Annotated in this window: 20 protein-coding genes; 9 read left to right on the forward strand and 11 right to left on the reverse strand. The window is 72.7% G+C overall.

Features of this window, described 5'->3' with window-relative positions:
* The first annotated feature begins 468 nt into the window (after nt 1-468).
* The gene (locus tag J7E86_RS11595) at nt 469-2,016 is read left to right on the forward strand and encodes a S8 family serine peptidase (protein ID WP_215081508.1); all 1,548 of its coding nucleotides are present in this window, start codon (nt 469-471) and stop codon (nt 2,014-2,016) included.
* Here the strand turns inward: J7E86_RS11595 and J7E86_RS11600 are convergent.
* Both J7E86_RS11600 and J7E86_RS11605 read right to left on the reverse strand, forming a co-directional pair.
* On the reverse strand, nt 1,977-2,696 hold the full coding sequence (locus tag J7E86_RS11600) for a lysoplasmalogenase (RefSeq protein ID WP_215081509.1): 720 nt from the start codon (nt 2,694-2,696) through the stop codon (nt 1,977-1,979). The genes J7E86_RS11595 and J7E86_RS11600 overlap by 40 nt on opposite strands.
* Nucleotides 2,693-3,580, reverse strand: coding sequence for a sterol desaturase family protein (locus tag J7E86_RS11605; protein ID WP_215081510.1), 888 nt, complete (start codon nt 3,578-3,580; stop codon nt 2,693-2,695). Before J7E86_RS11605 ends, J7E86_RS11600 begins: the two co-directional genes overlap by 4 nt.
* Nucleotides 3,581-4,197: 617 nt before the next feature.
* Between J7E86_RS11605 and J7E86_RS11610 the strand changes: the two genes are divergently transcribed.
* Genes J7E86_RS11610 through J7E86_RS11620 form a run of 3 tightly spaced genes read left to right on the forward strand, consistent with a single transcriptional unit; the run spans nt 4,198 to nt 7,903 of the window.
* The gene (locus tag J7E86_RS11610) at nt 4,198-5,208 is read left to right on the forward strand and encodes a DEDDh family exonuclease (protein ID WP_215081511.1); all 1,011 of its coding nucleotides are present in this window, start codon (nt 4,198-4,200) and stop codon (nt 5,206-5,208) included.
* Between the two features lie 53 nt (nt 5,209-5,261).
* Nucleotides 5,262-6,089: an SURF1 family protein gene (locus J7E86_RS11615; protein WP_215081512.1), complete on the forward strand. Its 828-nt coding sequence runs from the start codon at nt 5,262-5,264 to the stop codon at nt 6,087-6,089.
* Nucleotides 6,090-6,118: 29 nt separating this feature from the next.
* Nucleotides 6,119-7,903, forward strand: a complete 1,785-nt coding sequence (locus J7E86_RS11620; protein WP_215081513.1) for a glycoside hydrolase family 15 protein — start codon at nt 6,119-6,121, stop codon at nt 7,901-7,903.
* A gap of 10 nt (nt 7,904-7,913) precedes the next feature.
* Here the strand turns inward: J7E86_RS11620 and amaP are convergent, their stop codons facing one another.
* Genes amaP through J7E86_RS11645 form a run of 5 tightly spaced genes read right to left on the reverse strand, consistent with a single transcriptional unit; the run spans nt 7,914 to nt 10,161 of the window.
* Nucleotides 7,914-8,510 (reverse strand): alkaline shock response membrane anchor protein AmaP, encoded by a 597-nt coding sequence (gene amaP / locus J7E86_RS11625; protein WP_215081514.1) that lies wholly within the window; start codon nt 8,508-8,510, stop codon nt 7,914-7,916.
* A 7-nt stretch (nt 8,511-8,517) separates the two neighbouring features.
* A complete protein-coding gene (locus J7E86_RS11630) occupies nt 8,518-9,147 on the reverse strand; it encodes a DUF6286 domain-containing protein (protein ID WP_215081515.1) in 630 nt (209 codons plus the stop codon).
* Nucleotides 9,144-9,509, reverse strand: coding sequence for an Asp23/Gls24 family envelope stress response protein (locus J7E86_RS11635; RefSeq protein WP_215081527.1), 366 nt, complete (start codon nt 9,507-9,509; stop codon nt 9,144-9,146). The genes J7E86_RS11630 and J7E86_RS11635 overlap by 4 nt, the downstream gene beginning before the upstream one ends.
* 26 nt (nt 9,510-9,535) lie before the next feature.
* Nucleotides 9,536-9,727 carry a hypothetical protein gene (locus tag J7E86_RS11640; RefSeq protein ID WP_215081516.1) on the reverse strand — a complete coding sequence of 64 codons (192 nt, stop codon included), beginning with the start codon at nt 9,725-9,727 and terminating at the stop codon, nt 9,536-9,538.
* Between the two features lie 11 nt (nt 9,728-9,738).
* Nucleotides 9,739-10,161, reverse strand: a complete 423-nt coding sequence (locus tag J7E86_RS11645; RefSeq protein ID WP_215081517.1) for an Asp23/Gls24 family envelope stress response protein — start codon at nt 10,159-10,161, stop codon at nt 9,739-9,741.
* Between the two features lie 208 nt (nt 10,162-10,369).
* Between J7E86_RS11645 and J7E86_RS11650 the strand changes: the two genes are divergently transcribed.
* Genes J7E86_RS11650 through J7E86_RS11660 form a run of 3 tightly spaced genes read left to right on the forward strand, consistent with a single transcriptional unit; the run spans nt 10,370 to nt 12,725 of the window.
* On the forward strand, nt 10,370-11,056 hold the full coding sequence (locus J7E86_RS11650; RefSeq protein ID WP_308312562.1) for a nucleopolyhedrovirus P10 family protein: 687 nt from the start codon (nt 10,370-10,372) through the stop codon (nt 11,054-11,056).
* 43 nt (nt 11,057-11,099) lie between these two features.
* Nucleotides 11,100-11,912 (forward strand): hypothetical protein, encoded by an 813-nt coding sequence (locus J7E86_RS11655; protein WP_215081518.1) that lies wholly within the window; start codon nt 11,100-11,102, stop codon nt 11,910-11,912.
* Between the two features lie 48 nt (nt 11,913-11,960).
* Complete coding sequence (locus J7E86_RS11660) at nt 11,961-12,725, forward strand: hypothetical protein (RefSeq protein ID WP_215081519.1); 765 nt, start codon at nt 11,961-11,963, stop codon at nt 12,723-12,725.
* A gap of 46 nt (nt 12,726-12,771) precedes the next feature.
* Here the strand turns inward: J7E86_RS11660 and J7E86_RS11665 are convergent, their stop codons facing one another.
* From J7E86_RS11665 to J7E86_RS11675, 3 genes are all read right to left on the reverse strand, one after another.
* Nucleotides 12,772-13,563 (reverse strand): enoyl-CoA hydratase/isomerase family protein, encoded by a 792-nt coding sequence (locus J7E86_RS11665; RefSeq protein WP_215081520.1) that lies wholly within the window; start codon nt 13,561-13,563, stop codon nt 12,772-12,774.
* Nucleotides 13,564-13,691: 128 nt separating this feature from the next.
* Nucleotides 13,692-13,913, reverse strand: coding sequence for a helix-turn-helix domain-containing protein (locus J7E86_RS11670; RefSeq protein ID WP_004955677.1), 222 nt, complete (start codon nt 13,911-13,913; stop codon nt 13,692-13,694).
* A gap of 345 nt (nt 13,914-14,258) precedes the next feature.
* Nucleotides 14,259-15,857, reverse strand: a complete 1,599-nt coding sequence (locus J7E86_RS11675; protein ID WP_215081521.1) for an ABC-F family ATP-binding cassette domain-containing protein — start codon at nt 15,855-15,857, stop codon at nt 14,259-14,261.
* A 239-nt stretch (nt 15,858-16,096) separates the two neighbouring features.
* On the opposite strand from J7E86_RS11675, the gene J7E86_RS11680 reads away from it, so the two are divergent.
* Entirely contained in the window at nt 16,097-16,984 is an 888-nt protein-coding gene (locus J7E86_RS11680) for a neutral zinc metallopeptidase (protein WP_215081522.1), read from the forward strand.
* A gap of 35 nt (nt 16,985-17,019) precedes the next feature.
* Nucleotides 17,020-17,427: a VOC family protein gene (locus J7E86_RS11685; protein WP_215081523.1), complete on the forward strand. Its 408-nt coding sequence runs from the start codon at nt 17,020-17,022 to the stop codon at nt 17,425-17,427.
* 426 nt (nt 17,428-17,853) lie between these two features.
* Here the strand turns inward: J7E86_RS11685 and J7E86_RS11690 are convergent.
* Nucleotides 17,854-19,082, reverse strand: a 1,229-nt coding sequence (locus J7E86_RS11690) for a hypothetical protein (protein WP_215081524.1), incomplete at its 5' end; no start/stop codon positions are given.

Raw genomic sequence — 19,082 nt, forward strand, 5'->3', positions numbered from 1 at the left:
TATGCGACAGGGGGTCGGTGGGCGAATTCCGCGCGAGCCGCCGTACGGGCGACACCGCCCGCCCGCGCCCTCGTTGACCTGGTGTGAGCGACGCGCCACCTCCTCCCCCGCCGTCCCCCGGTCGACGACCGTTCGGGATCGTCAGGTTGACGGCGCCCATAGCGGCCGTGCCGACCGGTCGGCCGGCCGTGATTCCGCGCGCGGGCCGCTGGTACGGACCCCGCGTCCTGTTGCCGCCGCTGAGCATCGACACCTTGCGCGACGCCGGTCTGCCGCCGTGACGGAAGCTGGGAGTCCACTTCCATAAAAACTCTGACGGGACGTCATTTATGCGCCCGCGTCGGTCGCTGCCGGACTTTGTTCCGGCAATTCATTGCTCGGGGCCGGTGATCGGCGCTAGCTTCACTCGTCATGTACCCGTCGCGCGTATCCATGCGCCCGGCGGTTTTCGGATGATGTGGAGAACCCATGGCTCAGCTGAGCTCCAGACGGCGCCACGCCCTGCTGGCCGTCCCCGTCGGACTGGCCCTCACCGCCTCGCTCGGCTTCCTGCCGGGCGCCGCGTCCGCCGCCCAGCAGGGCGCGACGGCCACGAAGGCCACGGCCACCACCGACGGCCCGCTGCTGTCGTACGTGATCAACACCGGGACCGACCGCGCCACCCTCGGCAAGGTGAAGAAGGCCGTCACCGCGGCCGGCGGGTCCATCGTGACGACGTACGACCGCATAGGCGTGATCGTCGCCCACTCGAAGAACCCGGAGTTCGCCAAGACGCTGCGCGCCGTGCCGGGTGTGCAGTCCGCGGGCGCCACCCGCACCGCGCCGATCTCCACGGCCGCCACCACGGACGTCGGCAAGCCCGAGAAGCTGAAGCTGCCCAAGAGCAGCGCCCTGGCCGCGGAGCGCTCGCTCGCCTCCGGCAAGGAGCCCCTGGAGGGCCTCCAGTGGGACCTGCCCGCCATCAAGGCGGACCAGGCGGCGAAGATCAACCCGGGCAGCCGCAAGGTCACCGTCGGCGTCATCGACACCGGCGTGGACGACACCCACCCGGACCTCGCGCCGAACTTCTCCGCGAGCCAGTCGGCCAGCTGCGTCAGCGGCAAGGCCGACACCACGCCCGGCGCCTGGCGCCCGTTCGACCCGGACACGGACTACCACGGCACGCACGTCGCCGGCACCATAGCCGCGGCCCGCAACGGCGTCGGTGTGGCCGGTGTCGCGCCGAACGTGAAGGTCTCCGGCATCAAGGTCTCCACGGCCAAGGACAGCTTCTTCTACGCCGAGAGCGTCGTCTGCGCCTTCGTCTTCGCCGCCGACCACGGCGTCGCGGTGACGAACAACAGCTACTACGTCGACCCGTGGCTGTTCAACTGCGCCGACGACCCCGACCAGAAGGCGATAGCCGAGTCCGTCGGCCGCGCCACGAAGTACGCGCAGGGCAAGGGCATCGTCAACGTCGCCTCCGCCGGCAACTCCAACTTCGACCTGGCGGCCAAGGAGATCATCGACACCTCCAGCCCGAACGACACCACCCCGGGGTCGCGCAAGATCGACCCGGCCAAGTGCCTGGACGTCCCGGCGCAGCTCCCCGGTGTCGTCACCGTCTCGGCCACCGGCCCGAAGTCGCTCAAGTCGTTCTACTCCAACTACGGTTCGAACGTGATCGACGTGGCGGCGCCCGGCGGCGACAAGTACCAGGTGCCCGAGCTGCCCGCCAAGGACGGCCGCATCCTCTCCACGATGCCCGGCGGCGACTACGCCTACCTCCAGGGCACCTCGATGGCCGGTCCGCACGTGGCCGGTGTCGCGGCACTGCTGAAGAGCGCGCACCCCAAGTCGAGCCCGCAGGAGATCCAGTGGCTCCTCAAGGCGCAGGCGGACAACCCCGGCTGCTCGACGGCCCCGTACGACCCGGACGGTGACGGCAAGATCGACGGCGTCTGCGCCGGCACCAAGCACGTGAACAACTTCTACGGCTACGGCATCGTCGACGCCCTGGACGCGGTCCAGGACTGACGTCCCGCGGTGCGAGGGGGGCCGGGCCGGCGCGGTCCGGCCCCTCGCGTCGTCCGGCCGCTCCGCAGCAGCCCGTCGGCGAGCAGGAACTGGGCGGCCAGATAGGTCAGCATGATCCAGAACTGGGGTACGGGCGGCCGCGGCAGCCCGGCCAGGCCGCCCGCGATGAGCGTGTCCGACACCAGGAAGAGCAGTCCGCCCGCCCCGGCCCGCACCCCGGCGCGGCTCACGCCGAGCGCCATCGCCGTCAGCAGCAGGCTGTAGAGCGTCACCGGCACCCGCAGGTCCGCCTCCAGGCCGGGCCACAGCAGCGTCATCGTGGCGAGCCAGCCGGCCGCGTAGAGGGCGGCGAGCCCGTACGTACGGCGGCCGCCGGCCGTGCCGTGGCGGGCGCAGAGCAGCAGATAGCAGACGTGCCCGGCGGCGAAGGACCCCATGCCGAGCAGGAAGGCCGTGTCCCCGCCGACTTGCAGCAGGGTGTCGCCGCCGCAGCCGAGCAGCAGCGCGGCGGCGAGCGGCGGCGGTCCGCCGCGGGCGAGGGCGTACGCGGCGAGCAGCGGCATCAGCGCGGGCTTGGTGGCCGTCGCGACGGCGGATCCGGCGAGCAGCGCGCCCAGGTGGGCGGTGGCGAGGGCCGCGAAGGCGACGAGCAGCGCGGGAGCCGCACGGGGCCGTCTCACGCGGCCCGCTCGTGGGCGGGGACCTCCACGCGCGGACCGGCCGGGGGTCGCTCCGGCTGCCACCCGGGGCCGCGGAAGACCCGCCCGGCCCGCTCCCGCCAGCCGCGGGCCGCCCGCAGGTCGCGCAGGATGGCCGCGTACTCGTGGGTGGCGACGCGCAGCGGGTTGTGGGTGTCGATGTTCTTCGTCAGGCCGTAGACCGGACGCTCGACCTCCGGTACGAACGAGCCGAAGAGCCGGTCCCACACGATGAGGATGCCGCCGAAGTTGCGGTCCAGATAGCCGCCTTGGGAGGCGTGGTGCACCCGGTGGTGCGAGGCGGTGTTCAGGACGTACTCGACGGGCCGGGGCAGCTTCCCGACCCGCTCGGTGTGCACCCAGAACTGGTAGACGAGGTTGACCGACGAGCAGAACGCCACGGCCGCCGGGTGCACACCGGCGGCGACCATCGGCACGTAGAACGGCCACACCGTCCAGGACGTCCACGGCTGGCGCAGCGCGGTGGTGAGGTTGAACTTCCGGCTGGAGTGGTGCACCACGTGGCAGGCCCACAGGATCCTGATGACGTGGTGGCCGCGGTGCGACCAGTAGTAGAAGAAGTCCTGCGCCAGGAGCATCAGGGGCAGCGTCCACCACAGCACGGGCACGCGCAGCGGGGTGAGTTCGTACACGGCGGTGTAGACGGCGACGATCGGGATCTTCCACAGGGTGTCGAAGACCAGGCTGCCCAGCCCCATGCCGATGCTCGTCGCCGCGTCCCTGGTCTCGTACCCGGCCGCTCCGTTCTCCTCGGCGGGGCGCAGCCGGTAGCTCACCAACTCCAGGGCGGTGAGCAGGAGGAAGGCGGGTATGGACCACAGCACGACGTCGGGAAGGTGCGGCATGGCGGCACCATAAGCGCGTCGGCGGGTGTGCCGCTAGGGGTGGGTTACCGCCGGGTACTGAATGGGGTTACCGGTGGTTCGCCCGCACCTGCCGGTACCGGCCTCGTGGAACGGTCCCGGATCTGTGCGCCGATGCCGGTCGATCCCGCCGACAGGCGCGCGCCGTGGACCGGTGTCCACCTTCCGGGTGATGGGGGTTTCCCCGGCGCGGGCCGGCACGGCGAGGAGGTGACCGGCACGGCCTTCCGGCTCTTCCCGAACCCGTAGGCCGTGTCTGGCGGATCATGTGAGAGGGCGCCGCGGGCCGTGTCGGTCGCACCACCGCTGCGCGGCGGTGTCCTCAATCTCCCCCAGCTACCGCTGGGGGTGCCCCCGGACGGAGTCTGGGGGAGGTAGCTGGGGGAGATTGAGGACACGCCCGCAGGGCGCCCCCGCCGCAGACGGCAAAGCGGCCCGCAGCCGAAGACCCACCGGACACGGCCTGCCGCCCATGCGCCGGAGTGGCGCGGATCACTGCCGGCGAGCCGCTCGCCGACCTCGGCCGCCCCCTCCTGACCCCCTGTTACGGGCCCGGCCGGGAACCGCGCTGTCAGTGCGGGCCCGTATTCTCTGTGACCATGCTCGAAGACCGCGCCGCCGCCGCCTCGCCGACCCCGTGGCCGGCCGCGTATCCCGAGGGATACGCGGTCGTCGACGTGGAGACCACCGGGCTCGCCCGCGACGACCGGATAGTGTCGGCCGCCGTCTATCAGCTGGACGCCCGCGGCCGGGTGGAGGACCAGTGGTACACGCTGGTCAACCCGCAGCGCGACCCCGGCCCGGTGTGGATCCACGGCCTGACCACCGAAGTCCTCGCCGACGCGCCGCTCTTCCCGGAGATCGCCGGCGAGCTGGCGAAGCGGCTCGACGGCCGGGTCCTCGTCGCGCACAACGCCGCCTTCGACTGGTCGATGCTCGCCCGTGAGTACGCACGAGCGCGCTCCACCGCCCCGGTGCGCCAGCGGCTGTGCACCATCGCGCTCTCCAAGGAGCTGCGCCTGCCGCTGCCCAACCACAAGCTCGAGTCCCTGGCCGCGCACTACGGCGTCGTACAGCAGCGCGCGCACCACGCGCTGGACGACGCCCGGGTGCTCGCGGAGGCGTTCCGGCCCAGCCTGCACCTGGCGGCCGAGGCGGGGCTGCGGCTGCCGCTGCTGGCGTGCCAGCCGCTGACGGAGTGGTCCGACGGGCCCACGGCGACGCGCTCGGCCTCCATCGGCTATCAGCCGTCGTACCGGTCGGGGACCTGGCGGGCCAGCCGGAAGCGCCCGGCCTGCCCGTACCCCAACCCCGGTCGGTACAAAGCGGGCGAACAGCTCATTCAGGGCATGCGGGTGGCGTTCTCGGGCGACACCTCCGTCGACCGCGAGCTGCTGGAGGACCGCGCCATCGAGGCGGGCCTGCACATCGCCACGAGTGTGTCGCGGCTCACCAGCCTCCTGGTCACCAACGACCCCGACTCCCTCACCTCCAAGACCACCAAGGCGCGCTCCTTCGACACTCCGGTCATCGACGAGGCGGCCTTCATGCAGCTCCTCCAGCACGTGGTCCCCGCGCGGAGCGAGGCCAGGGGCCCGTCCGGCGCGTGAGCCGGCGGCACCCGATGGCAGGGGGGCGAACCACGCCAGGTACCGTCAAATGCGTGTACCGCTTCCTGTTGTCCCGGCAGTGGGTGATCCTCACGCTCGTGGGACTCGCCCTCATCCCGGTGATGATCAAACTGGGTTTCTGGCAGTTCCACCGCCATGAACACCGGGTCGCGCGCAACGACCTGGTGGCCCGCAGCCTGGCCGCCGACCCCGTGCCCGTCACCGAGCTGACCGCGCCGGGCCGGCCCGTGACCCGGGACGCCGTCTGGCACCGGGTGACCGCCAGCGGTACGTACGACACCAAGGACGAGGTCATCGTCCGGATGCGGACCAGCGCCGACGGCAAGTCGGGCCGCTGGGTCCTCACCCCCCTGCTGCTGGCCGACGGCCGGGCCGTCCTCGTCAACCGCGGCTGGATCCCCGCCGACGGCGAGCAGACGAAGTTCCCGCAGATCCCCGCGCCGCCGTCCGGCAAGGTCACCGTCACCGGCCGGCTGCGCGCCGACGAGACCGACGCCAGCGGCATCAAGGACACCACCGGCCTGCCGCCCCGTCAGGTCATGCGCATCGACAGCGAGCGGCAGGCCAAGGCCCTCGGCCGCCCCGTCCTCGGCGGCTACCTCGAACTCACCGATCCCGCCCCCGGCGACAGCGGCCCCGAGCTCGTGCCCGCCCCCGACCACAGCGGCATCGGCCCGCACATGGCCTACGCCGTGCAGTGGTGGCTGTTCGCCGCGTTCGTGCCCGTCGGCTGGTTCGTCCTGGTCCGCCGCGAGCGCCGCGACCGGGCCGCCGAGGCCGCCAGGGCCGCCGCCGGGGCGGGCGCCGCCGACGCGCCGGCGCACGGCACCGTCGCCCGGACGGCCTCCGCGCCGGAGTAGCCCCCGCACCTGGTGGGAAGACGCTCCGCGTGGCACCACTCATCGAGGACTACGCGCTCATCGGCGATCTCCAGACCGCCGCCCTCGTCGGCCGGGACGGCTCGATCGACTGGCTCTGCCTGCCCCGGTTCGACTCACCGTCCTGCTTCGCCGCGCTCGTCGGCGACCAGGACAACGGCCATTGGCGGCTCGCCCCCGACGGCGCCGGCGACTGCACCCGGCGCTCCTACCTGAAGGACTCCCTCGTCCTGGAGACCGTCTGGGAGACGGACAGTGGCACCGTCAAGGTCATCGACTTCATGCCCCAGCGCGACACCGCCCCCGATGTCGTCCGCATCGTCGAAGGCGTCTCGGGCTCCGTCGACATGCTCGGCGTGCTCCGGCTGCGCTTCGACTACGGCAACGTCATCCCCTGGGTCCGCCGCACCGACGGCCACCGCGTCGCCGTCGCCGGCCCCGACTCGGTCTGGCTGCGCAGCGAACCGCCCGTCCGCACCTACGGCCGCGGCTTCAGCACCCGCTCGGAGTTCACCGTCTCCGCCGGCGAGCAGGTCGCCTTCGTCCTGACCTGGCACCCCTCGCACCAGAAGCGCCCCCGGCTCGTCGACCCGCACGAATCGCTGCGCCACAGCCTGGAGGACTGGCGCACCTGGGCCGCCCGCTGCACCTACGACGGCCCGCACCGCGAAGCCGTCGTCCGCTCGCTGATCGTCCTCAAGGCGCTCACGTACGCCCCCACCGGCGGCATCGTCGCCGCCCCCACCACCTCCCTGCCCGAGGAGATCGGCGGCGTCCGCAACTGGGACTACCGCTACTGCTGGCTGCGCGACTCCACCCTCACCCTGGGCGCGCTGCTCGCCGCCGGCTACGTCGACGAGGCCGGTGCCTGGCGCGACTGGCTGCTGCGCGCGGTCGCCGGCGACCCCGCCGACCTGCAGATCATGTACGGGCTCGCGGGCGAGCGCCGGCTGCCCGAGGTCGAACTGCCCTGGCTCGGCGGCTACGAGCGCTCCGCCCCCGTACGCGTCGGCAACAGCGCCGTCACCCAGCTCCAGCTCGACGTCTACGGCGAGGTCATGGACTCCTTCCACGTCGCGCGCGAGGGCGGGCTCGGCCCCAAGCCGCACGCCTGGCGGCTCCAGCGCTGCCTCATGGAGTTCATCAAGGACCACTGGCGGGAGCCCGACGAGGGCATCTGGGAGATCCGCGGACCGCGCCGCCACTTCGTCCACTCCAAGGTGATGGCGTGGGTGGCCGCCGACCGCGCGATCCGCGCGATGGAGGGCGACTCCCGGCTGGAGGGCGACATCGACAGCTGGCGGGCCATAAGGGAGGAGGTCCACCAAGAGGTCTGCGAGCGGGGTTACGACGCCGCGCGGGGCACCTTCACCCAGTACTACGGCTCCCGCGAACTGGACGCGGCCACCCTCCTCATCCCCCGCGTCGGCTTCCTGCCCCCCGACGACCCGCGCGTCGTGGGCACCGTGGACGCCGTCCGCCAGGAGCTCACCCACGGCGGGCTCGTGCGCCGCTACACCCTCGACGGCGGGCACATCGACGGGCTGCCCGGCCAGGAGGGCGTCTTCGTGGTGTGCTCGTTCTGGCTCGCCGACGCGCTGCGGCTGACCGGCCGCACCAAGGAGGCGCGGGAGCTCTTCGAGCGGCTGCTGTCCCTGCGCAACGACGTCGGCCTGCTCTCGGAGGAGTACGACACGGTGGCCCTGCGCCAACTGGGCAACTTCCCCCAGGCGTTCAGCCACATCGGCCTCGTAGGCACCGCCTTCGCGCTGCTCGACCCGGACCCGGCGCCCTGACGCGGGGCCCTCAGTCCACCCGCTCGGCGCGGTGCCGCACCACGCCGAGACGCACCTCGGCGGGAAGCCGGCCGAGCCCCGCCGACGAACGGGCGTGCGCGAGGGCCTCGTCGCCCACCCGGCGCAGCGCCGTGTCCGGGGAGGCGTGCGGGGCCAGGGTCAGCGCGATCCGGGCCTCCGGCGCGGCACTCCGGCCCCGCAGCACGACCAGCGCGCGGTCGACGCCGTCCAGGGACTCCGCCTCGGCGGCCAGCGCGGTCTCCAGGGCCGGGCCCCGCAGCGCGGCGGCCTCGCCGTCCCCGGTGTCGATGACGATCTCGCGCAGCCGGTGCCGCCGCAGCTGCGCCAGCAGCCACCACAGGGCGAGCAGCACGACGGCCGCGAGCGTCACGATCACCGCCGGCCACCACCAGTCCTCACCCCGCCACTTGCGGCGGTCGGCGCGGCCGAGGAGCACGTCCTGCGGCCCGTCGAAGGGCCAGGCGGAGGGCAGGGCGAAGTCCCAGTGCCGCTGGAGGTCCAGGGCGCCGATCAGCACGGCCGCGCCGAGCGCGACCAGCACCACCCCGGCCAGCGCGACCAGCACCCGGTTGACCGTCGTCAGCATCGCGCCCTCACTTCTTGGCCGGTCGGCGTACGGACACGGACAGCGCCGGCCGCCGGGCGAGCCCCAGCCGGTCCACGCCGTCGGCCAGTACGGAGTCGAGGTCGGCCCGTACCTCGTCCAGGTCCCGGAAGTGCGACTGCGCCCGCGCCCTGACCCGGCGGCGTCCGACGTCGACGCGTACGGACCGCACGCCGGAGACCCGCATCGCCCGGTCCCGGAGCACCAGCGCCGCCGCCTTGCGGTCCAGGCCGGCGCGGACGTCCGGGTTGTCGCGCCGCATGGGCAGCACCCCGCGCAGACCGGGGGTGAGGGCGAGCGCGATCAGCCACAGGCCGGCGAGCACGGCGGCCGCGGCGCCGACGACGATCCAGGCGTCGTCCAGGGGCCGGGCGGCCAGCTCGCGGGCGAGCCGGCGACGCCAGCCCATCGCGGGCCGGTGCGCCCGTACGGCGGACACGTCGTAGAGGAGGATCCCGGCGGCGCCGAGGACCACGGCGGAGACGAGCGCGGCGGGCAGCCGCCGCGTCGACCAGAACCGCCGGGCGTGTCCGGCGGCCGGGGCCTCGGTGGGGGGCGCCGGTCGCGCGGCGTCCTCCTCGGGCGCCGGGGGGCCGACGGCGGCCTCGGTTCCGCTCATCGCACCCGCTCCCGGCCCGCGGAGAGGGTCTGCGCCGAGTGCAGCCGCTCCACCGTGACGACGACCTCCGGTACGTCCATGCCCGCCAGCGTGCGCACGCGCTCGACGATCCGCCGCCGCACCGCGGCGCACCGGGCGCCCAGGTCCGCCGGATAGCCGAGCTCCACGGAGACCCGGACCCGGGCCGAGTCGTCGCGCACCGCCACCGTCGCGTACGGGGAGGGGCGCCCCCCGTGCGCGCCGTCCCGGGGGTGTCCCGGGGGCGGGGCCGCGTCGCTCAGCGCCTCCCGGGCCGCCTGTGACGCGATCTTGGCGACGACGCGGTCGGCGATCCGGGTCGCACCGCGTTCAGCCGGTTCCACCACGTCCCCTCACCGCTCCCCTCGGTTCATCGACGCCGTCCGTCGCGCTCCCGCGCGCGGAAGAACTCACCCGCGTCGAGGTCGCCGTCCAGGAAGCGGCCGACCACGAACCCGACCGCACCCAGGGCGGCCACCAGCACAAAGGCTCCGAATCCGCCGAAATACCCGGCGAACGCGAGCGCCATGCCGGCGATCATGCCGATCAAGGCCATGCTCATCGTGCGCTCCTCTACTGGAGCCTCTGCTCCGGCTCGTCCTCTTCCTCATCCGGCAGCTTGACGTCGCTCACGGCGATGTTGACCTCGACGACCTCCAGGCCCGTCATGCGTTCCACCGCTGAGATGACGTTTTCCCGCACCGCGCGGGCGACATCCGCGATGGCGACCCCGTAATCCACGACGATCTCCAGATCGAGGGCCGTCTGCACCTCACCGACCTCGGCCTTCACACCGCGGGAGACCGACTTGCCGCCACCGGGCACCCGGTCCCGTACGGCTCCGAACGTGCGGGCGAGGCCGCCGCCCATCGCGTGCACACCGACGACGTCACGGGCCGCCAGTCCGGCGATCTTCTCCACGACGCCGTCGGCGATGGTCGTCCGGCCGCGGTCGGCGGGAAGGGCCAGGGGCTCCTTCTGCGCGCTGTCGGTCATCGTCGATCGCCTCTTTCCCGGGGGAGGAAAACGTCTACGGCTCCTTTTGCCACCTTAGGCGCGCTCCGCCCGGGCCGCTCGGGGGAAGCGGCGGAAGCGGCCGGAGCGGCGCCGTCCGAGTGAGCCGCCCGTCCGGAACATGCCGATTGGGGCAGGCTGAAGGGGAGAGGCCGGCGCATGCCTGCCCCATACCGGCTGAGGGGTGACCGTGGTGGCCGCGGACCAGTGGGCACAGACCGTACGGCGGCAACTCGCACGCGGCAGACTGCTTCCGCTGGGGGGCGCGGAGGACGGCGCCTGGATCACGGAGTCGGCTGCGGTGGGCGCGTTGCGCCGGGCGGCGCACGCCGCGCTTCCGGCAGTGCGCCTGGAAGCGGTCCGCATCGCCCTCGTCAAGGCGACCTCCCCGCCGGCGGTGCCGCCGCCCCCGAGCGCGCTCCCGCCGGGCCCACTCCGCATCGAGGCGGACGTGGCGACGACGGCGGACCTCCCGTTCCCGGAGACGGCGGCCCGGTTGCGGGCGGTGCTGAGGCACACCGCCGAAGAGGGACTGGGCCTGCTGGTCGAGTCGACCGACCTGCGCCTGACGGACCTGCTGGACGCGGGGACCCCGCCCCGGAACGAGCCGGACGGCCCCGGCACCGCGCCGACTCCGCCCCCGGCCGGTCAGGACCCCCTCACCCGGGCCGCCCTCGCCGTCCCGGGTGTCACCCACGCGAGCTCGCGGACCCGGGGGGATCACGTCCAAGTGGACATCACCGTCACCGTGGAGCGCCGCGCGCTGGACACGGCACGGGACGTCCGCACGGCCGTGGGGCGGGCATCGACGCAGGTCACACCATCACCGTCCACGGTGGCTGTCATGGTCACAGCGATAGACTCCCCGCCTGTTTGATCAAGGTGGGGCGGCGGCTGCATGTCCCTGAGAGGGGCATGGCATGGCAGAGGCCGGGACGAGTACGCCGGACGAGGGGCGTGTGGTCGCCCTCTTCACGACCGCCGGGGCGGCGGCCCAGTGGCTCGGCTTCAGCCGCGAGGCCCTCGCGGAGTTCGACGCACCGGGCATCCGCTTCGTCCAGGGGCTCCGGGCCTTCCTCGGCACGGTGACGACGTTCGCCCTCATCTGGATGTACGGCGTGGACGGCGGCTGGAGCTCCGTCCTCGAGGACGGGCTGACCAAGCTGTTCATGGCACCGCTGGTGCTCATCGTCGCGGGCCCCCTCGTCATCACCGGGTTCATCCTCTACGCGCCGAAGGATCTCCGCCCGGGGCTGCGCCAGAACCTGCGGTTCCCTCTGATGACCGTGGGTGCCTACCTGGGCCTGCCCCTTGCGGGGCTGGGCGCGGCCGCCGGGGTGTGGTGGCTGATCATCACGTACGTGGCCCCATGGAAGTTCGGGCTGATCGTCGGCCCGCTGCTCGCCCTGCTCCTGTCCTTCTGGCTGGTCGGCGGCCTGCTCTGGCTGGCCGTCTTCGTCTTCCTCGCCTCCGGCGTCGTCGCCCGTACCGCGTTCAACACCGGCGTCGTGCACCCCACGCTGCCCGCCGTGTTCACCGCGATAGTCGTCTGGACGCTCAACCTCGTCTCCCTGGGCGACGGCCTGCCCAACGGCCCCCTCTCCATAAAGATCGCCGCCCTCCTCGGCGGCCCCCTCTCCGTCACCGCCATCTCCGCCTGGGAGCTCCGCTTCCTGCGCACCCGCTACGGCGTGCGCGTCCGCGGCCCCCGCACCGGTCACACCGCGGAATAAGGCCCGGATAAGCTTCCGCGCGAAGATCTTCAACGGGGAGAACGTCTCATGTCACTGATGGAACTGGGCGGCGCAGGCTGTCTGGGAGTCGTAAACAACGCCCGCGCCCGCGCCGCCGGCATCTTCGCCGCTCCCAGCCCCGGCCGGGTCACCGACCCGGTCATCGGCCGCGTCCAGAAAGCGCGGGCCATCACCGGCGCCTTCACCACATTCCTGCTGATATCGACCTACGGCATCGACGGCGGCTGGAGCGCCGTGTTCGAGGACGGCTTCACCAAGCTGTTCATGGCACCGCTGGTGCTGATACTCGTCGGCCCGCTCATCATCGCCGGTTTCATCTGGTACGCGCCGCCGCAGCACCGCCCCGCGCTGCGTTCCCGGCTGCGCTACCCCCTCAAGGCCATCGGCTGGTACCTGGGCATACCGCTCGGCACGATCGGCGGACTCACACTCCTGGCCCTGCTGGCCAAGGCTCTGGAGGGAATCCTCGTCCTCCAGGCGGTGATGTTTCTGATCATCCTCGTCGTGGCGATACCGTTCACGGTCTGGGCGGCGTTCTTCCTCGTCTTCTCCTCCGGCGCCGCCGCCCGGTACGCCTTCAACACCGCCGATGTGCACGCCGCGCTGCCGGCGGTGCTCACGGCCGTGCTCGTGTGGGTGCTCAACGTGGTCCAGCTCGGCGACGGGCTGCCGAACGGGCCGCTGGTCGTACAGCTGGCCGCTTTCCTCGGCGGACCGCTGTCCGTCACGGCCGTCTCCGTCTGGGAGCTGCACATCCTGCGCACCCGCTACGGCGTCCGCGTGCGGGGCTGACCGCCCGCCGGAGTGCGGGGGCCGTACGGAACGGCCCCCGCGGGGCTCACTCCCCCAGCCCGGCCAGGTCGCGCAGGCGGCGGGCCTGGGCGGCGCGTTCGGCGGTGCGCTGGTCCTCGTACGTCCGGTCGGCGGCACCGCGCAGCAGCGCCTTGGTCTCGATGACGGCATCGCGCGGGGCGGCGAGCAGGGCGGCGGCCAGGTCCTGGACGGCGGCGTCGAGCTCCGCGCCCGGCACGACGAGGTTGGCCAGGCCCGTGCGCTCGGCCTCCCGGGCGTGCACGAAGCGGCCCGTGGCGCAGATCTCCAGGGCGCGGGCATAGCCGACCAGCGACACCAGCGGGTGCGTGCCGGTGAGGTCGGGGACCAGGCCCAGGCTGGTCTCGCGCATGGCGAACTGGGCGTCCTCCGCGCAGACGCGCAGGTCGCAGGCGAGGGCGAGCTGGAAGCCCGCGCCTATCGCGTGGCCCTGGACGGCGGCGATGGAGACGATGTCATTGCGGCGCCACCAGGTGAACGCTTCCTGGTAGGTGGCGATCTCGGCGTCGAGCGCCTCGTCGGTGCCGCGCGCCAGGTCGATGAAGGACGGCTCGCCCTCGAAGCCCTCGGGCGTGAACGCCTGCCGGTCGAGTCCCGCGGAGAAGGACTTGCCCTCTCCGCGCAGCGTCACGACGCGCACGCTGCCCGGCAGCAGCCGTCCGGCCTCGGCCAGCGCCCGCCAGAGCGCGGGCGACTGAGCGTTGCGCTTGGCGGGGTTGGTGAGGGTGACGGTGGCCACCGCGTCATCCACGGTGAGCTGCACGCCGTCCTGGTCGAGCAGGGTCTTGGGGGCGGTCATCGGGGCTCCGATCGGCTTCGGTACCTGCTGCGGTCGCATGTTGACTACCGCACAGTAACCACCCGGCCGACTGCTCGACCGACCGGGTGGCACTGCCCGAAACCGACGGTGCCTTGGGGTGCGTGGCGTCAGACCGAGGCGGCCTTCTTGCCGCGCGTGGCTCCGCCGCGACCCCGCAGGATCACGCCGGATTCACTGAGCATCCGGTGTACGAAGCCGTAGGAGCGGCCGGTCTCTTCGGCCAGCGCCCTGATGCTCGCACCGGAGTCGTACTTCTTCTTCAGGTCTGCCGCGAGCTTTTCGCGCGCGGCGCCGGTTACCCGGCTGCCCTTCTTCAGAGTCTCGGCCACCCGTGCCTCCTCATGGGAGATGCGCCTCTTGTCTCTCATGATCACCCCTACACGGCCTCCTGGCCACCCATTCGACAAGGTCGATGGGATGAGGTTTCGGCGATTTCCGGCGCCGGCAGGGCCTGGAACAGGCAATTCCGAAGACTTCTGCTCGTACGGCCGTACGGGTGGCCGGGTGAAGCGGCAGGTCAGGAGGGGCACCGGAGCCCGTGAGTACGAACGCCCCGGCGCATGGCACGGAGCGTGCGCCGGAGCGTCGGGTGGCACCGGGGTACGAGCCCTACTCACTCAGATGATGGATCACCTGTCGGCCGAATGATCGGGACCGTACTGATCACGCACTCGTCAGGCGAGGGCGACCAGGTCCGCGTAGTCCGGGCCCCACAGGTCCTCGACGCCGTCCGGCAGGAGGATGATCCGCTCGGGCTCCAGCGCGTCGACGGCGCCCTCGTCGTGGGTCACCAGCACCACGGCGCCCTTGTAGGTGCGCAGGGCGCCCAGGATCTCCTCGCGGCTGGCCGGGTCGAGGTTGTTGGTGGGCTCGTCGAGGAGGAGGACGTTGGCGGAGGAGACGACCAGGGTGGCCAGCGCCAGCCGGGTCTTCTCGCCACCGGAGAGCACGCCCGCCGGCTTGTCGACGTCGTCCCCCGAGAAGAGGAAGGAGCCCAGCGTCTTGCGGACCTCGACGAGGTCGAGGTCGGGCGCGGAAGAACGCATGTTCTCCAGGACCGTGCGGTCCGGGTCGAGCGTCTCGTGCTCCTGCGCGTAGTAGCCGAGCTTGAGGCCGTGGCCGGGGGTGACCTGGCCGGTGTCGGGCTTCTCGGCGCCCGCGAGCAGGCGCAGCAGCGTGGTCTTGCCGGCACCGTTGAGGCCGAGGATGACCACGCGCGAGCCCTTGTCGATGGCCAGGTCGACGTCGGTGAAGATCTCCAGCGAGCCGTAGGACTTCGACAGCCCCTCGGCCGTGAGCGGCGTCTTGCCGCAGGGCGCGGGCTCCGGGAAGCGCAGCTTGGCGACCTTGTCGGAGACGCGGACCTCGTCCAGGCCGGCGAGCAGCCGCTCGGCGCGCTTGGCCATGTTCTGCGCGGCGACCGTCTTGGTCGCCTTGGCGCGCATCTTGTCGGCCTGCGAGTTCAGCGCGGCGGCCTTCTTCTCGGCGTTCTGGCGCTCGCGCTTGCGGCGCTTCTCGTCGGCCTCGCGCTGCTGCTGGTAGAGCTTCCAGCCCATGTTGTAGACATCGATCTGGGCGCGGTTGGCGTCGAGGTAGAAGACCTTGTTGACGACCGTCTCGACCAGGTCGACGTCGTGGGAGATCACGATGAAGCCGCCGCGGTAGGTCTTGAGGTAGTCCCGCAGCCAGGCGATCGAGTCGGCGTCGAGGTGGTTGGTCGGCTCGTCCAGGAGCAGGATGTCGGCGTCGGAGAAGAGGATCCGGGCCAGCTCGACGCGGCGGCGCTGACCGCCGGAGAGGGTGTGCAGGGGCTGGGCGAGGATCCGGTCGGGCAGGCCGAGGCTGGCGGCGATGGTCGCGGCCTCCGCCTCGGCGGCGTAGCCGCCCTTGGTCAGGAACTCCGTCTCCAGACGCTCGTACTTCTTCATCGCCTTCTCGCGCGTGGCGCCCTTGCCGTTCGCCATGCGGTCCTCGTTCTCCCGCATCTTGCGCAGGGTCTCGTCGAGGCCGCGGGCGGAGAGGATCCGGTCGCGGGCGAGGACGTCGAGGTCGCCGGTGCGCGGGTCCTGCGGCAGATAGCCGACCTCACCGGAGCGGGCGATGGTGCCGCCGGCGGGCATGCCCTGGCCGGCGAGGCACTTGGTGAGGGTGGTCTTGCCGGCACCGTTGCGGCCGACGAGACCGACGCGGTCGCCCTTGGCGATACGGAAGGAAGCCGACTCGATGAGGACGCGGGCGCCGGCGCGCAGCTCGATGCCGGAGGCGGTGATCACGGGAATTACTCCTGGGCGGGGTGGACGGCGATGGGGACAGGGGTGAACACAGCGGCGCGCGAGCACGCCCCGTAACGGCCTGACGTGGGCCTACCAGGGGCGGGGCGCCGGAGGGCCGACGCCGTCTAATGCACGAGGAGGAAAGCCATACGGACCAGTCTAACGGTGGCGCGCAAGCCGAATTCCGGGGGCGGCCGCCGGAGGGGTCGCCGATACTCGGGAGGGGAAGGCGGTGGTGTATGCAGTTCGACGACGACGCGGACCTCGACACCTCCCAGGTGCAGGACGCCCGGGGCGGCCGCATTCCCGGCGGGGGCATGACCATCGGCGGCGGGATCGTGGGCCTGGTGGCCCTGGTCCTCGGCCTCTTCTTCGGGATCGGGCCGCAGGAGCTCGGGCTCAGCTCCGGACCCGCGCCCACGGCGAGCTCCCGCTCGGACGCGCAGGTCGGCGAGCGCTGCCGCACCGGCCAGGACGCCAATACCAAGGAGGACTGCCGGATCGTCGCCGTGGTCAACAGCGCCCAGTCCTTCTGGGGCCAGGAATTCGCCCGCCGCTCGCGCACCTACACCCCGGCCTCGACCGTCTTCTTCACCGGCCGGGTGAACACCGCCTGCGGGGCGGCGACGTCCGAGGTCGGCCCCTTCTACTGCCCCGGCGACCGGAAGGTCTATCTGGACCTGGGGTTCTTCGACGAGCTGCGGAGCACGTTCGGGGCGAGTGGCGGGCCCTTCGCGCAGGCGTACGTCGTCGCCCACGAGTACGGGCACCACGTCCAGAACCTCATGGGCACGCTCGGCCGCTCGCAGGACCGGCTGACCGGCGCGGGGAGCAACTCCGTCAAGGTCGAGCTGCAGGCCGACTGCTACGCCGGGGTCTGGGCCAAGCACGCGACCACCACACCCGAGAAGTCCACCGGGCGGCCGCTGATCGAGCGGCTGACACAGGCGGACATCGACGACGGGCTGTCCGCGGCCGCCGCCGTCGGCGACGACCGGATCCAGGAGAGGTTCCAGGGCCGCGTCACGCCGGAGAGCTGGACGCACGGCTCGGCCGCGCAGCGGCAGCAGTGGTTCACCACCGGCCTCACCACGGGTGACGTGGCGCGCTGCGACACCTTCCGCTGACCGCTTCCCCGACCGAACCGAAGGAGTTGACCGTCATGGCAGGCATCCGAGCGGGGACACCCACCCTCTACCCCACGCTGCTGTACCGCGACGCCCATGCGGCGATCAAAGCGCTGACCGAGGCATTCGGCTTCACGCGCACCGCCCTGTACGAGGGCGAGGACGGCACGGTCCTGCACGCCGAACTCTCCTTCGGCAACGGCACGGTGATGGTCGGTTCGAAGGGCCGGGCCGGGGTGTTCGCCGAGGCGATGCGCGAGAGCGGGCCGGTCGGGGTGTACGTGGTCGTCGAGGACGTCGACGCCCACCACCGGCGGGCCGAGGCGGCCGGCATGGAGATCCTCACGCCCCCGACCGACCAGGACTACGGGTCCCGGGACTACATGGCCCGGGACGCGGAGGGAAACGTCTGGAGCTTCGGCACGTATGTCCCTACGGGGTAACGGGTTCGGTTCAGGGTTCGCACGGTTGCCCCGTGCGGGTGCGTTTTCCGCTGCGCGGAGCCGTTGCCGCTGCGCGGGGCTTGTTGGCGGTCGGTGCCGGGGTTCCGGGGGCCTGTTGTCGGGGCTGCTTCGCTTTACGCCCCGACAACAGGCCCCCGGAACCCCCTCCCCTCCTGCCGGTGGGTGGGAGGAAAAGCTGGTAGTGACCGGCAACGTGACAGCTGACCGCAACCACCAACTGGTTTTTTCCCACCCCCCACGGGAGGGGGCGGGCCGGAGCGGGCCCTTGTCAGGGCGTAAAGCGAAGCAGCCCTGACAAGGGCCCGCGGAGGCCCGACCCCGCACCATTGACAGCCCCGCGCAGCGGCACAAGCTCCGCGCAGCGGGAAACGGCGCCGCACCCGGCAACGAACCGGGGCCCAACGACTACGCCCCACCCGTATGCACCTGGAACGCCGCCCGGCGAACCGCCTTCGCCAGGGCCGGATCCGGATGCGCGGCGGCGAGGGCGACGAGCACCTGCACCGTGCGGGGGTGGCCGACGGCCCGTACCTCCTCCAGGAGGCCCGGGACGGTGCCCTGCACGGCGGAGTCGAGGTGGCGGACCAGCAGCCCGCTCTGCCCGTGGTCGGCGACGGCGGCCGCGGTGTCCACCCAGAGCCAGGTCGCCTCCTCGCGGGTGAGGACCTCGGCCACCTGCTCGGGGTCGCGCCCCTCGTGCTCGGCGAGCCAGAGCAGGGCGTACGGGCGCAGGGCCGGTTCCTCGACGGCGGCCCGGACGGCGGGCTCGGCGGCCGCGCCGACCGCGCGCAGGGCCTCGAAGGCCAGGCCCCGCACCAGCGCGTCGTCGCCGCGGGCGGCGTCGAGGAGCTCGTCGATGCCGCCGCGCGTGGAGCGGGCGGCGAGCCAGGCGCGGTACTCGGTGCGGGCCGGGCCGGGGGTGAGGTCGGCGCAGCCGCGCAGCATGGCCTCGGCGGAGAGCTCGATGTTGCCCGCCGGGCTCTGGGCGGCGACGCAGATCTGTTCGAGCTTGACCCACACCGACCAGTTCCCGAGGGGGGTCAGGAGGGCCTCGCGCCGTGGCCCGGTGCCGCCGCTCATCACCAGGGCGCCGACGGAGGCGAGCGCTTCGAGGGCCCAGTCGAGCAGCCTCGCGAGCGGGTCACCGTCGGCCGGGGCGGCCGCGGGGGCTTCCACCGAGGTTTCCGCGGGCGGGACGGGGCATGTGGGCTCGGGTGCGGTGGCGTAGGGGACCTCGCAGCGCTCGGCGCGGATCTCGGCGACGCGCTGCTGGAGGAGGTCGAGGAGCATCGCGACGGAGACCGGGCCGGCCGACAGGTGCATGACGGACAGCAGCTGCGGCGCGGCCTCGACGACCTCGGCGGCGAACGTGCCGTCGGTGCCGGCGGGCGCCGGGTGGGCCAGCGACCAGGCGTCGAACAGCGCGACCCAGCCGCGCAGGGCGGCGCCGTCGTCGCGGTCCCAGGCCGTCAGGCGCCAGCCGGGGCGGGCGGCGTCGCCGTGCAGCTCGATGAGCCCGGCGAGGCGGGCCCGGTCCCAGTCGGAGCGCACCTGGCGCGGCGTCAGTCCCAGGGCGGCGGCGGCCCGCTCGGCGGCCGTCCCGTCGAGGCCGCCGGCGGCGCCGGGGCGCGGGG

It is taken from the genome of Streptomyces sp. ISL-11, from assembly GCF_018614525.1.
Taxonomy (GTDB): domain Bacteria; phylum Actinomycetota; class Actinomycetes; order Streptomycetales; family Streptomycetaceae; genus Streptomyces.